The 12,693-nt window shown below is 68.2% G+C and carries 15 protein-coding genes; 6 read left to right on the plus strand and 9 right to left on the minus strand.

Annotation, left to right across the window (positions count from 1 at the left end; genetic code table 11):
- Positions 1–5: 5 nt before the first annotated feature.
- Positions 6–437, minus strand: coding sequence for a helix-turn-helix transcriptional regulator (locus tag QM708_RS06730; protein ID WP_415105785.1), 432 nt, complete (start codon positions 435–437; stop codon positions 6–8).
- A 179-nt stretch (positions 438–616) separates the two neighbouring features.
- A complete protein-coding gene (locus tag QM708_RS06735; RefSeq protein WP_415105788.1) occupies positions 617–1,375 on the minus strand; it encodes an SDR family NAD(P)-dependent oxidoreductase in 759 nt (252 codons plus the stop codon).
- A 105-nt stretch (positions 1,376–1,480) separates the two neighbouring features.
- On the opposite strand from QM708_RS06735, the gene QM708_RS06740 reads away from it, so the two are divergent.
- Positions 1,481–2,323, plus strand: coding sequence for a PhzF family phenazine biosynthesis protein (locus QM708_RS06740; RefSeq protein ID WP_415105790.1), 843 nt, complete (start codon positions 1,481–1,483; stop codon positions 2,321–2,323).
- Positions 2,324–2,457: 134 nt separating this feature from the next.
- Here QM708_RS06740 and QM708_RS06745 read toward each other — a convergent pair whose 3' ends face one another.
- The 5 genes from QM708_RS06745 to QM708_RS06765 form a co-directional block, all read right to left on the minus strand.
- Positions 2,458–2,922, minus strand: coding sequence for a PaaI family thioesterase (locus tag QM708_RS06745; RefSeq protein WP_415105793.1), 465 nt, complete (start codon positions 2,920–2,922; stop codon positions 2,458–2,460).
- A gap of 32 nt (positions 2,923–2,954) precedes the next feature.
- Entirely contained in the window at positions 2,955–3,248 is a 294-nt protein-coding gene (locus tag QM708_RS06750) for a hypothetical protein (RefSeq protein ID WP_415105796.1), read from the minus strand.
- A gap of 18 nt (positions 3,249–3,266) precedes the next feature.
- The gene (locus tag QM708_RS06755; protein ID WP_415105798.1) at positions 3,267–3,629 is read right to left on the minus strand and encodes a rhodanese-like domain-containing protein; all 363 of its coding nucleotides are present in this window, start codon (positions 3,627–3,629) and stop codon (positions 3,267–3,269) included.
- A gap of 136 nt (positions 3,630–3,765) precedes the next feature.
- Positions 3,766–5,202 (minus strand): ATP-binding protein, encoded by a 1,437-nt coding sequence (locus QM708_RS06760; RefSeq protein ID WP_415105800.1) that lies wholly within the window; start codon positions 5,200–5,202, stop codon positions 3,766–3,768.
- A gap of 87 nt (positions 5,203–5,289) precedes the next feature.
- Positions 5,290–5,601 carry a hypothetical protein gene (locus QM708_RS06765; protein ID WP_415105803.1) on the minus strand — a complete coding sequence of 104 codons (312 nt, stop codon included), beginning with the start codon at positions 5,599–5,601 and terminating at the stop codon, positions 5,290–5,292.
- Positions 5,602–5,688: 87 nt separating this feature from the next.
- Between QM708_RS06765 and QM708_RS06770 the strand changes: the two genes are divergently transcribed.
- Complete coding sequence (locus QM708_RS06770; protein WP_415105806.1) at positions 5,689–6,231, plus strand: sigma-70 family RNA polymerase sigma factor; 543 nt, start codon at positions 5,689–5,691, stop codon at positions 6,229–6,231.
- 234 nt (positions 6,232–6,465) lie between these two features.
- Positions 6,466–7,227, plus strand: a complete 762-nt coding sequence (locus tag QM708_RS06775) for a DUF5134 domain-containing protein (RefSeq protein ID WP_415105808.1) — start codon at positions 6,466–6,468, stop codon at positions 7,225–7,227.
- Positions 7,228–7,271: 44 nt separating this feature from the next.
- Here QM708_RS06775 and QM708_RS06780 read toward each other — a convergent pair whose 3' ends face one another.
- Positions 7,272–7,946 (minus strand): response regulator, encoded by a 675-nt coding sequence (locus QM708_RS06780; protein ID WP_415105811.1) that lies wholly within the window; start codon positions 7,944–7,946, stop codon positions 7,272–7,274.
- A complete protein-coding gene (locus QM708_RS06785; protein WP_415105814.1) occupies positions 7,937–9,103 on the minus strand; it encodes a sensor histidine kinase in 1,167 nt (388 codons plus the stop codon). The genes QM708_RS06780 and QM708_RS06785 overlap by 10 nt, the downstream gene beginning before the upstream one ends.
- 130 nt (positions 9,104–9,233) lie before the next feature.
- On the opposite strand from QM708_RS06785, the gene QM708_RS06790 reads away from it, so the two are divergent.
- From QM708_RS06790 to QM708_RS06800, 3 genes are all read left to right on the plus strand, one after another.
- The gene (locus QM708_RS06790) at positions 9,234–10,139 is read left to right on the plus strand and encodes a lysostaphin resistance A-like protein (protein ID WP_415105817.1); all 906 of its coding nucleotides are present in this window, start codon (positions 9,234–9,236) and stop codon (positions 10,137–10,139) included.
- A 190-nt stretch (positions 10,140–10,329) separates the two neighbouring features.
- Positions 10,330–11,034: a hypothetical protein gene (locus QM708_RS06795; RefSeq protein ID WP_415105820.1), complete on the plus strand. Its 705-nt coding sequence runs from the start codon at positions 10,330–10,332 to the stop codon at positions 11,032–11,034.
- A gap of 446 nt (positions 11,035–11,480) precedes the next feature.
- Positions 11,481–12,692, plus strand: coding sequence for a type I-U CRISPR-associated protein Cas7 (locus QM708_RS06800; protein ID WP_415105823.1), 1,212 nt, complete (start codon positions 11,481–11,483; stop codon positions 12,690–12,692).
- Position 12,693 lies beyond the last annotated feature (1 nt).

Here is a 12,693-nt window from a genome sequence, read left to right on the forward strand (position 1 = left end):
CCACGCTAGGACGCCCGCCCGCCCGGCGCTTCTCGATTCCTGACCGGTCTGGTCACCTGCTTGGCGATGCACGGCAGCATCCCGGGCCCGAACGGCGCCCCTTGGTCGCGGTAGACGCTCGGCGGCACGCCGACGAGTTCGGTGAAGCGGGTGCTGAAGGTGCCCAGCGACTGGCAGCCGACCGCGAAACAGATCTCGGTGACGCTCAGATCGCCGCGGCGCAGCAGCGTCATCGCCCGCTCGATCCGGCGCGTCATCAGGTACTGATAAGGCGATTCACCGTAGGCGCGCCGGAACTGCCGGCTGAAGTGCCCCGGCGACATATGCACCCCGCGCGCCAGCGAGGCGACATCGAGGGGTTTGTCGTACTCGCGGTCCATCCGGTCGCGGGCGCGCCGCAGCGACGCGAGCGTCTCGAGATCGCGCTGGCCTGTCATGCGCCGATGATCGCACGCCCGTCGGACACTCTCGCCGGGGGTCAGCCGCGATGCGGCAGTAAATCACTGCACTCGATTTCGGGGCGGCTCGAAAAACATCAGTCCCACTGATGTTTCGCGAAGGGGCCGCCGAACGAGTGCAGTGATTTACTGCGCCGCCCGCCGGCACCGGCACCGGGTTAGCGCCCGCCCGCGACCCGGATGGTCGTCGCCGTGATGTAGGACGCCTCGGGCCCGAGCAGCCACGCGATCACGCCCGCGATCTCCTCGGGATCGGCCGCGCGCCGCAGCGGGATGTCCTGGGCCATCCGCTCCACGCGCTCCGGATCGCCCGTGGCGGCATGAAGTTCGGTGTCGACCAGTCCGGGCGCGACCGCGACGACCCGGATGCCCAGCGGCCCGACCTCCTTGCCGAGCCCCATCGTGAACGCGTCGACACCGGCCTTGGCGGCCGCATAGTGGGCGTACTCACCGGGGCTGCCGAGGGTCGCCGCCCCCGAGGACACGTTGACGATCACGCCGCGCGTGCCGTCGGCGACGAACTCGCGCACCGCCCGGCGCGCGCCGAGGACGACGGCGGTGAAGTCGACGTCGATTGTCTCGCGGATCTCGTCGACCGGAGTGTCCGCGACCGGCGCATACCGCGTAGTGATGCTGGCATTGTTGACGAACGCATCGATCCGGCCGAACCGCCCGCGCGCCATCTCGAACGGCGCGGCGATGGCCTCGTCGGAGGCACCGCGCAGATCGGCTTGAACCGTCACGACCCGGACGCCGAGCACCTCACATTCGGCGACGACGCGCGCCGCGGCGTCCGCATCGTCGCGATAGGTCAGCACCAGGTTCCAGCCCTGCGCGGCCAGGCGGCGGGCCAGGCATGCCCCGATCCCTCGGGATGCTCCAGTAATGAGGGCGACCGGACGTTCACTACGCGTCATGGCGCTGAGAGTAACCCAGACTCGCCCGCGCCGCCCGACTGGGCGGTCGGTGCCGGGGAGCTTACGATGATGCTCATTCATCAGCAGTCCACCAGGAGGCAACCGATGGGTCGCTCGTACGCTTTCGCGCAGGTCGACGTGTTCTCGCCGTTGCCCTATCGCGGCAATCCGCTCGCCGTGATCCTGGACGCGGACGGCCTCGACGAGGAGACCATGCAGCGGATCGCGCGCTGGACGAATCTCTCCGAGACCACCTTCCTGCTCGCGCCCACCGATGACCGTGCCGACTACCGGGTCCGCATCTTCACCCCGGGCGGCGAACTGCCGTTCGCAGGCCACCCCACCCTGGGTTCCGCGCACGCCTGGCTCGAACACGGCGGACGCCCACGCACCCCCGGACGCCTCGTGCAGCAGTGCGCCGCCGGACTGATCGACGTGCGCCACGACGAGGGAACGCTGTCGTTCGCCGCCCCGCCGACGCTGCGCCAGGGTGATCTCGAGCCGGACTACCTCGACCGGGTGATCGCGGCGTTCGGCGTCCGGCCCGAGCAGGTGATCGCGCATCAGTGGGTCGACAACGGTCCCGGGTGGGCGGTGCTGCGATTCGCCACCGCGCAGGAAGTGCTGGACCTCGACCCTGACCTCTCGCTCATCCCCGAGGCGATGGTGGGCGCGATCGGCGCCCATCCCGCCGGTTCGCCGCACGACTTCGAGATGCGGACGTTCGCCCCCGGCGTCGGCGTCGCCGAAGATCCGGTCTGCGGATCGATGAATGCCTCCGTCGGCCAATGGCTGACCCGCACGGCGGCCGTCACCGGCCCATACACGGTGTCACAAGGCACGAAGCTCGGCCGCACCGGCGAAATCACCATCACCCCGGACGCCGACGGCACCGTCTGGGTGGGCGGCCCGACCACCACCCTGTTCCGGGGAACCGCCCTGATCTGAGCGGGGACCGACTGAATGACCCGGTCCTCGTGACGACCGACGAAGAGGACGCGCTCGGAACCTCATGACCTGACGGCAGGCCCGGGCGAGGGGTGATGGTCGGGGCCTCCGACGAAGAAGACGCGCCCGGAACCTCAATATTCGGCGGGGATCTCCAGCGCGATCATCTGCCCGGTCACGCATACCTCGCCGTCCGCGCTGAGTTCCAGATCGACGGTCACCTTGCGCCCCTTGGCCTCGGCGAGGCGTCCGCGCACCACGAGTTCGACGCCCATCGGGGTCGGCCGGCGGTAGACGACGGTGAGGGTCCCGCTCACGAACCGCGGCAACGCGCCGCCGTCCCCCACCTCACCGCCCGCGGCACGGTAGGCGAACGCGGTCGCGGACGCCGCACCGTGGCAGTCGAGCAAGGACGCGAGCAGTCCGCCGTACGCATGATCGGGAACCCCGCCGGTGTAGGCGGGCGCGGGCGTGTGCCGCAGCACCACCTCGTCGCCCTCGACGTAGCTCTTCAGCCGCCAGCCGTCACGGTTCGCCGGACCGCAGCCGTGACAGTGCGCGAACCGCGCAGGGTAGGAATCCTGGATGGCGTGCCTCACAGCGCCCATCCTTCATCACCCCACTGCGCGCGTCACGAAGCCTTGGCGGCGACCGTGTAGCTCCACTCGCCCGAAACGGCGCCGAGGATCCATGCTTTCGCACCGATCTCGGTGCCGCCGGCCGTCCGATAGGGAGCCACGCTCAGGTCGCACCCGTCGCCGGACGCCGCCAGCACGGCGTCCGCACATGAGGCGTCCGAGAACACGATCAGCACCGGCACCTCGGTGCCCTGCGCGTCCAGGTGCGGACCGCGCAGTTTCGCCCCCGGGAACAGGTGGGTGTGCGACGCGTAGAGCACCACGCCTGCGTCGTCGAGATCAGTCATCGCCTACCCCCGCCGCGACTAGATGGCCGCCGGGGGTGTGCTCGGCGGCACCACTGCGGGAGTCTCGCCGTTCTCGCTGACCAGGGTCTTGCCCGCCTCGTACCAAGCGCCGGTTCCGCCGATGATGTTGACCACCTCGAGGCCGTGGGCGGCCAGGAACTCCGCGGCCATCTGCGAGCGAGCACCCGCCTTGCAGATGACCGGCAACGGACCGTCGACGCTCGGCACCTCGGCCAAGCGGGCGCGAAGCTCGCCGAGCGGAATCGACACCGCACCGGGCGCATGTCCCGCCTCGAACTCGTTGGGTTGGCGCACGTCGAGGATCACGGCATCCTCATTGACGGCGCGCACATCGACCTGCGGGATCTGCGTTTCAGCCATGCTCCAGTCTCCTCCCCCGGACGCCGTCGCCTCAAGGAAACGCGGGCACAGCACGGCGATAGGGACCATCGGGCGGAACTTCCCACCTACTTCCCACTCAACATAACACCTGGGAAGTTGGTGGGAAGTAGCAGAATCAGCCCCTCGTCAGCCGATAGCGCTGACGCGGACTCCGTGCGGGTTCGGTTGCTTCGATGACCCCTTCCCCGATCAGCTGGTTGAGCGCCTGCTGGATCGCCGAGCGACTGAAATCCGTTTCCCGCACCAGCTCGGAGGTGCTCACCGACGCCCGGTCACCGAGCATCCAGACGACCGCTTCACGGGCGGTCCGGTATCGCTCGTCGGAAGCGACCTTTCTCCGGTAGAAGGTGACCGTAAAGCTGGCCAGATCGTCGCGGACGCCGACCGGCGGCATCAACGCGCGCGTGAGTTCCGCGTTCATGACCGCAAACCCCGTGCCCCGGTTCTCGGCGACCAGCCCGCCACCGGGCAACCGGACGTTCTCGAGCAAGGTCGCAAGCCGCTGATTGCGTGTCGAACTCAGTCCGGCGTTCCCGAGCGTTCGCAGGGTCACGGCGCCGTAGAGGCCCCCGGGACTCACCACCTCCAGGCGGTCGACGAACAGATTCACCTGCACCGGAGTGCCACGAGACATCGGCGAGTAATCACGGTGCATGAGCGCATTGACGACTGCTTCACGCACGGCCACGAGCGGATAGTCCGGTAGTTCCTCTCGGTAGACGTCACCGATGAGCGCTCCCACGCGCATGTTCCGGCGCACCGCACCGATCACGGCCTCGACCAGTTCCGGAATCGGGCCGGTCAACGTCGCACTGTCCAGGAGCCGAACCCCCGCCCCGATGCCGGCCTTGGTGGTCCCCGGGAAGACGGCAAACGTGACCGCGAGCCGCGGGAAAAACTCCTGGGGGTACAACCCGAGCGTGAGAAGCGAGGCAAGGGTCGGTGAAGAACCAGAGAGGACGCCGAGACGTCTCATCGCGACGTCATCACCGTCAGCGAAGGTCTTGGGCCTCACCTCTCGTTGCCCGGCCAGGAACACCGACAGCGCCTCGCTGTCCAGGTCGCCGACTCCGGCGGTAGGCACCGGTTCACCATCCCAGGTGGGCTGGGTGTGCTCCTCGACCAAACGATCGACCTCATACTGCTGAAGACGCACGTCGCCATCTCCGGTACGCAGATAGCTGCCCTGGTAGCGACCTCTCTCGGTGATATAACACGGCTTGTCGCGGGGCAATAGTTCGGGAATATCAGCGACAAGAAGCGAGCCCGGCCCGAAGGGCACGATGGAGAGTTCAGGCCTGACCACGGGAGTGAGCTGGGCGCAACGCGACACGAAAGCATCTTGAGCCCGGGAAGCATCGAACCCTTCGACCAACGCGAAGCCCGCTCGTTCGTCGAGACCGACGATCACCACACCGCCCCCACCATTGGAGAACGCACTGAGGGTCTCCAGCAGTGACTTGCCCACCTGACTCTTGACCTCGATCCGCTGGACGTCGGTCCCCACCAGGCGCAACTGTTCAACCAGGGCCAAGAGCTCGGCACGGTCCATAACTTCCTCCCGACTTCCCACCTAACATAACACCTGGGAAGTTGGAGTGGGAAGTTGGTGGGAAGTTCGGCCTGCCGGACGATTCGGTCAGCCGGCGGTGGCGTGGCAGGTGCAGTGCGGACCGCACTGGCAGTCGCCGCACAGGCAATCCCCGCCGGAGCGGCACGCGCACAGGTGAACGTCGACCCCGTTGACCAGGCTCTCCCCCAGGTCGGGTTCGATGACCGGAAGCGTGCGCAGTCCGCGATTGACCGCGGTCGCATGGTCGAGCCAGTCCGAGCATTCCAGGCAGGAGGTCAGGTGGGCTGCGATCGCCGGGATCGGCAACTGAGGCTCCTCACCGTCGAGCATCGCCGACAGCGCGGCGCGCCACTGCTGCTCGCTGACCTCGGCTTCCATGAAGCAAGGGTACGACGGTCGGACGCCGCCCCGGGAGCTCCCGGATGCTCACCCCGCCTGCTGGCCATCATCGGTTACCGTGTCTGCGTGACCGACGAACTGACCCGGCTGGCCCTCGCGGCCGGACGCGGCGACCGCGCGGCGCTTTCGGAGTTCATCCGTCGGTCGCAGTCGGACGTGTGGCGGTTCGTGGCGCGGGCGTCCGGACCCCAAGCCGCCGACGACCTCACCCAAGAGACCTATCTGCGCGCGCTCGGCGCCCTGCCCGGCTTCGAGGGACGCGCGAGCGCCCGCTCGTGGCTGCTGTCCATCGCGCGCCGGGTCGTCGTCGACCGCGTCCGCTACGACGTCGCACGACCACGGCTGATCGGCATGGACGCCGCCGACCTGGACGCCCTCACCGACGGCGAATGGGTTTCGACCAGCCAGGTCGAGGTCGAACAGGCACTCGGACGCCTCGATGCCGACCGGCGGATGGCATTGGTCCTCACCCAGTTGATGGGGTTCAGCTACGCCGAGGCCGCCGAGATCTGCGCGTGCGCGGTCGGCACGATCCGCTCCCGGGTCGCCCGGGCGCGCGCCGATCTGATCGAGTCCCTTACCCGCGAAGCGGCCGGCCGTCTCCGCTGAGACCGTCGGATGCCTGCGCCCGGTTCCGTCCCCCCTTCCGCAGAGTTCTCCCCGATCGAGAGACCGGTCAGCATGCCCTCGCGGTTCCGTCCCCCTGCGCGGAGTAATCCCCAGGGGATCTCCCCGTCGACCGGGGATGGCGGGCGACGAATCGAGCTGGCCGGGAACTATCCGCCCCTCGCGACCGACTAATCCGGTGAGCGGGATCGCCCCGCGATCAGGGGAGGTGCCGCGTTGTTCTCGTTCGATGCCACGCCGGTGAAGTTCATCGGGCTGCTGGTGCTGTTCGTCTGGTGCACCGGCTGGTCGGTCTACGAGCTGACCCGGCCGCAAGGCGTCCGGCAGCGCGTTTCGAACGGGCTGCACCTCGGCATGGCGGTCGTCATGTTGCTCATGGTCGCCCGCCCGACCTGGACGACGCTGACCTCCGTCGTCCCGACCGGCGTCTGGGCGGGAGTGTTCGCGCTGGCCACAGGCTGGTTCGCTTGGCTGACGGTGGACGCCTTCCGCGCCTGTGACAAGCACGGACGCCTGCACTTCGCCGGCCACGCGACCATGTTCGCCGCAATGACCTGGCACCTGGCGGCGATGGCCTCCATGGCCGCAGGGATGTCCGGCGCCATGAACTCAGCCAGCCACCACGACATGGGATCGCATGCCCACTCGGCGGCGACGATGGCCGATTGGATGACCGCCCAGGCCCAGCCGGGAGGGGTCCTGTGGTGGTTCGCCCTGATCGGGATTCCGCTGATGACGTACCTTCTGGCCGCCTCGTTCGTGGCGGCGAAGCGGGCGCTCGCGCCTGACCCAGCGCGCACCGTGGTGAGGGTCGGCGGACCGTCCCGCGACCACCAATGCCACGAGGAGCGCGCCCAGACTTCGGCCACCGCACGGCTGGCTGCGGCGTCCGACTTCGCGATGAACTTCGGCATGTTCTGGATGAGCACCGGCCTGCTGGTGCCGATCCTCCCCTTCTTCGCGCTCCTCGCCTTCTGATCCTGCGACGGGAACCTGAGCGCCTGCCCGGCGCCTAGGCCAACTCAGCCCACTTGGGATCGCTGGACGGCGAGCGCGATCTGGACGCGGTTGGTCACGCCGAGTTTGGTGAACAGGCGCCCGACGTAGGTTTTCACGGTGGGGAGCGAGAGGTAGAGGCGGTCGGCGATCTCTTGGTTACCGAGGCCGTCGGCGATCAGCAGGGCGACCTCGCGTTCGCGATCGCTCAACTCGGCGAGCGGATCGGGGCCGTCGGCGCGCGGGGCACGCGCGGCCAGTTGGGCGACCCGGCGCAAGACGGCGGGGGTGAACGGCATCGCCCCGGCGGCGGCTTGGCGGACGGCGTCCATCAACTCTTCGGGTGGGGAGTTCTTGAGCAGGAATCCTTGCGCGCCGGCGTCGAGGGCGTCCGCGATGAAGCCTTCGGTGTCGAACGAGGTGAGCACGACGACCGCGGCACCATGCCCGGACGCGACGATCTGGCGGGTGGCGGAGATGCCGTCGAGGACGGGCATGCGGATGTCCATCAGGACGACGTCGGGGCGCAGCGCGGCCACCGCCTGGACGCCCGCCAAACCGTCACCGGCCTCCCCGATCACCTGGATTCCCGGAGCGCCGTCGAGGATCAGCCGTAGTCCCGCGCGGATGAGAGGCTCATCGTCGACCAGGACGGTGCGGGCCACCGCGGGCACGGACGGGGGCGGAGGTGTCAGGTCCATGGCACCCATGCTCGCAGCACGAAGTCTCCGCCGTCGCGTCCGGCCGCCAACTGGCCACCGGCGAGCTCGATCCGTTCGCGCAGCCCGACCAGGCCGTATCCGCCGGCCAGCGACGAACCGGAGCCGACCGGGTTGCGCACCTCCACCTGCGCGCGTTCGCCGGGCATGCCCGCGACATAGACCGCGACGGGCAGGCCGGGAGCATGCTTGACGGCATTGGCGATGCCTTCGGCGACGACGCGGGCGAGCGCCCGCGAGGCGGAGGGCGCCAAGTCGCCGAGGCGTCCGGTCAGCACGGGGGCGATCGCGAGGCGCACGTCGACGCCGGGAGCGGCGGTGAGCGCATCCAGGTCGGCGAGGGTCGGGTCGAGCCGGACGTCGTGCTGGTCGTCGCGCAGCACGGTCAGCACCGCATGCAGTTCTTCGGACGCCGTCTGCGCGGCCTGCTGGATGAGCCGCGCGGTCTCCTCGACACGGTCCGGGCCCGCATCGGGACGTACGGCCAGCCCGCCCGCGTGCAGCGAGATCAGCGAAAGCCGGTGCGACAAGGTGTCATGCATCTCGCGGGCGATCCGCGTCCGCTCGGCGAACTGGGTCTGGGCGACCACGGCGGCCTGTTCGCGTTCCAGCGCTTCAGCCCTTTCTCGCAGCGAGACCAGCAGCGCGTCGCGTCCGCCGAGGTACAGCCCGATGGACACCACCACGGCACCGATCGGCACGGCAAGCAGCAGCGCGCCGACCAACCCCAGCCACAGGTCCGTCTCCGCAATGATGGCCGGCACCTGCGCTGTCACCCAGGCCACACTCGCCGCGATCAGCCAACCACGCCGTCGCCACGAGGCGACCGCCCCCAGCGCCAGAATGGAGGCGGGAAAGGCGAACGCGGACGCCGACAACAACACAACCACCACCCCGGCGATGCCCGCGCGTCGCCCCGGCACGGCCCTCACGCCGATCACCAGCGGCAGCAGCGCGACCGCGAGCAGCCCACCGGCCGTCTCGGCCAGCATCACGAGCACGACCCAGACCGCCTCGTCGTCGGGGATCGCATCCAGGTCGGGAAAGCGCAGCGCCCACACGCTGAGCTGCGCCAGCACGCCGGCCAGCAGACAGGCCACGACGATCCCCGCCGTCCGGACGCCTCGCAGAATGCTCACCCGGCGAATCTATCCGGCACCCCCGACAAAACGTGTCGACCGAAAGGATGACGCAGGAGGCGACCTTCGGCGTCCGCCGACAGACCGGCGACCGACCGACGCCCAAAGCCGCCGCGACCAGGCTGAAGCCATGACTCTTGCACTCGACCACACCACCGCTCCCGCCCCGTCGGCCGCTCCCGAAGAACTGGGCTACTTCCGGCTGAGCCGGCTCACCCCGGGATGGTGGCAGCCGCTCGCCACCGTCGCGATGTTCGTGCTGACCTACCTCGTCTTCCTGATCGGACTCGTGGTGATCTGGTCGCTGATTCCCGGCTTCGCCGAGACGATCGATCCTGAGCACTTCGACATGTCCAACCCGGTCGAAGCAGCACTCACCGGATTGATGCTCGCCCTGCTCATCCCGGCAGCGCGCCTCACCGTACGGTGGCGCGGACGCCGCGGCACCGTCGATTCGGTGGCCGGCCGCTTCCGCTGGGGCCTGTTCGCCCGGTCGGTCGTGCTGATGGTGCTGCCGATCCTGGTGCCGCTCGTGGCGCTGTGGATGATGGACCCGGTGGCACCGGTCGTGACCAAGACCACCTGGGCGATGCTGGCCGTGGCCCTGCTGATCATCCCGCTGCAGGCGGCCGGCGAGGAGTACCTGTTCCGCGGCATCATCATGCAGACCATCGGGCACTGGCTGCGCGCCCCGATCTGGGGTGTGATCGTCTCGCTGCCGCTGTTCGTGTTGGGCCACAACTACGACGTCTGGGGCCTCATCTCGGTGGGCGTGTTCGCGGCCGTGGCGACCTGGCTGACCTGGCGCACCGGTGGCCTCGAAGCGGCCGTCGCGCTGCACATCATCAACAACGTGGCCGTCTTCACGCTCGGCGCCTTCGGCATGACCGACCTGAACGCGACCACCGGCACCTGGGTGGACACCCTGGTCTCCGCCTTCATCCCGGTCTCGTTCGCGCTCCTGTTCGCCTGGTGGTGGCGCCGCAACGGCGGCGACTCCCGCTACGCCCGCACCACCCCCGCGCTGACCCGCTGACGCGGGGCTTCATCCCGGCCTCGGCTGAGAGGATGACCCGTGAGCACCGCCGATGCACCTGCCGAGCGGCCCCCGCAGAAGAATCTGGGGGCGCCGCTCGGCGGAGCCGTTGATGGTCCATGCTCGTCATCAGAACATGCACTGACGCGACCACGCCGACCGCGCGGCGGCGTCCGGGGAGGGGAGAACCATGATCCGACCGGTGACCGATCCGGACGAACTGGGCTCGATCTACGACGAGATCCTGCAACCGAGCTTTCCGCCCGCCGAACTCGTAAACCGGGAAACGTTCGTTCACGAAGGTTCCTCCGGACGCCTCGACGTGCTCGGCGCCTACGTTGCGGACGCCTGCGCCGGCGTCATCGTCGGCCAGCGGCACGGCGCCGCGGTGCTCGTCGTCTGGTTGGCGGTCGGCAGTGCCGGACGCGGTAGCGGCCTCGGCTCGACCCTGATCAAGGCGGGCGTCGAGCGCTGGATGGCGTTGCCGGGCGTAGCGATGGTGCTCGCTGAGGTGGAACGTCCCGATCTATTCGAGGCACACCCCGAGTACGGTGACCCCGCCCGCCGACTCGCCTTCTATGCCCGCCTCGGAGCTGGAGCCTTGGCTGTGCCGTACTTCCAGCCCTCCGTCGGTCCAGGAATGCCGCGCGTTCCCGGATTGCTGCTGGCGACACTCGCCACCCAGAACGCTGATCCCTTCCCGCGGCCACTCGACTCCGACGAAACGGACGCCGTCGGTGAGTTCCTCACGTCGATCATGGGCGAACCCATGGATGGTGACGCCGAGATGGAAGCCCTGTTCGGTGCGGTGCGCGATCCAGCCGGAGTGCGCCTGCTTCCGCTGGATGATTACGCGTCCATCCCGTTGCCTCCGGCGAGCACGCGTCGCCGGTAGGGGTAGCCAAGGGGCGACAGACACTCACCGCAGGCCCAAGATCACGGATGTCGGCGGTCTCGTGTGCCCGTCGTGGACACGAACGAGCGGCATTGCGAGCTGCTGGAACTTGAGGTGACGAGGACTTACACTCCACGGAAGGCAGGAACGCAGGTGTGCTAGCGTCCGGTGCGCGGTGGCAGTCCGCCAGCGCTTCGTTGAGGAGATGAGTGGAACCAACAAGTGCATTCGGTTCCAGTGTGACCGGCTGAGGCCGGGACTTCACAGAAGGGGTAGGCGCTGAGCGCCTACCCCTTCTGACGTTTGCACACGACTGTCAGAGGCACCTGACAGGCTGAGAAAACTCCGAGATCTTCCGGACGGCTTCCCCTCCGCCCGACCTCGGCGTGCCGTTCCAATCATCGTAGCGATTTTGCATCGCTGAACCCCCAACACCAGGAGGAACCGTGCCCCAGCACCACACGACACCCTTGACCTTCGAGGCCCTCAAGGCATCCTGCTCACCAGGCGGAGCGAGTGTCCTTACGTCTGTCTGCAGACTTGCGCCTGCCGTCGGTCCCCACGGAACGGTCGCCCCCGCCAAGTACCTCTCCGGCAAGGGCAGCAGCGCCACGCCGGTGTACGCATACACGCCCACCGTTGTCGACGGCACCGTGGCCAATGCTGTGATCCTGTCATCGAAGCAAGACCAAGCACACCGTCGCCAGACGGCCCTGTCCGCAGCAATGCGAGACGAGCACCACCCCGCCCACGCAGTGATGAAGCGCGTGCCGCGGATCACCCTGCAGTACGAGGGCTCTGACGAGGTGTACACGGACTTCGACTTGCCACACCGCTTCTCCGACGGCCACATCCGAGCCGGGCGCCACGACTCAAAGCCGGTCACCGCAACTGAGGCTTATCGTGCCGCTCGCGACGCCACGCCTCGGAACATGACTGCGCTCTTCAACCTCTCCCCGATCTCTAACGCACACGGCGCTTGGGACGCCTCACGCCGCTCGAATCAGTTGCGCCAACCGTCCACCATGGTGAGCGAGATCGTCGGCGTCCTCGCCGATCAGGGCGAGCATTCGATGAAGCCGCTGCCGCGAGGCGCAGCGCGGGTCGACCCGATCACGGCTAGCGTCCAGTTGACTGCCGCAGAAGCCAAGGCGATCGCCGATCGCCAGAAGAACGAGATGAGCGAGAAGACCCTCAAGAAGCTCTCCAAGGCATCAGAGCTCGGACTCGGACACATTCCGCCGTCCCTTGAGTCAATCGGACTGGTTTCCTGCACCGAGATCATCCGCAGCACCGTCTTGAGCTTTGCCACGCTTCGACAGCTCCGGTTCGGCGGCAGCGGGGAGCAAGATATCGCCTTCCGCACCGTGCTCGCCGCTCTGACGCTCCTCGGTATGGCCCTGTCGGATGACGAACTGTACATCCGCGCCAACTGCCACCTCATCGAAGCGGGTGAGCCTGAGGTTAAGCTGGATGGACGCTACGGTCGCTCCACCCAATTGGATCCCGTCACGCCAGAACTGGCCATCGATCTCCTGAGCCAGGCCTACGCGTACGCCGAGCAGGTAGGCGATTTCAAGTGGAACGGTCAAGTCTTCGACGTCGTCGGGGACCCTGTGATTCTGGCAAAGTCGGTCGCAGACGATCCGGATGCCTGAG

The organism is Propioniciclava sp. (assembly GCF_047602245.1).
Taxonomy (GTDB): Bacteria; Actinomycetota; Actinomycetes; order Propionibacteriales; family Propionibacteriaceae; genus Propioniciclava.

Bases quoted from the DNA above. Each gene is read 5' to 3' on its own strand.
- QM708_RS06730 (WP_415105785.1), bottom strand. From the start codon at position 437: ATGACAGGCCAGCGCGATCTCGAGACGCTCGCGTCGCTGCGGCGCGCC.
- QM708_RS06735 (WP_415105788.1), bottom strand. From the start codon at position 1,375: ATGACGCGTAGTGAACGTCCGGTCGCCCTCATTACTGGAGCATCCCGA.
- QM708_RS06740 (WP_415105790.1), top strand. From the start codon at position 1,481: ATGGGTCGCTCGTACGCTTTCGCGCAGGTCGACGTGTTCTCGCCGTTG.
- QM708_RS06750 (WP_415105796.1), bottom strand. From the start codon at position 3,248: ATGACTGATCTCGACGACGCAGGCGTGGTGCTCTACGCGTCGCACACC.
- QM708_RS06755 (WP_415105798.1), bottom strand. From the start codon at position 3,629: ATGGCTGAAACGCAGATCCCGCAGGTCGATGTGCGCGCCGTCAATGAG.
- QM708_RS06760 (WP_415105800.1), bottom strand. From the start codon at position 5,202: ATGGACCGTGCCGAGCTCTTGGCCCTGGTTGAACAGTTGCGCCTGGTG.
- QM708_RS06765 (WP_415105803.1), bottom strand. From the start codon at position 5,601: ATGGAAGCCGAGGTCAGCGAGCAGCAGTGGCGCGCCGCGCTGTCGGCG.
- QM708_RS06780 (WP_415105811.1), bottom strand. From the start codon at position 7,946: ATGGACCTGACACCTCCGCCCCCGTCCGTGCCCGCGGTGGCCCGCACC.
- QM708_RS06790 (WP_415105817.1), top strand. From the start codon at position 9,234: ATGACTCTTGCACTCGACCACACCACCGCTCCCGCCCCGTCGGCCGCT.
- QM708_RS06795 (WP_415105820.1), top strand. From the start codon at position 10,330: ATGATCCGACCGGTGACCGATCCGGACGAACTGGGCTCGATCTACGAC.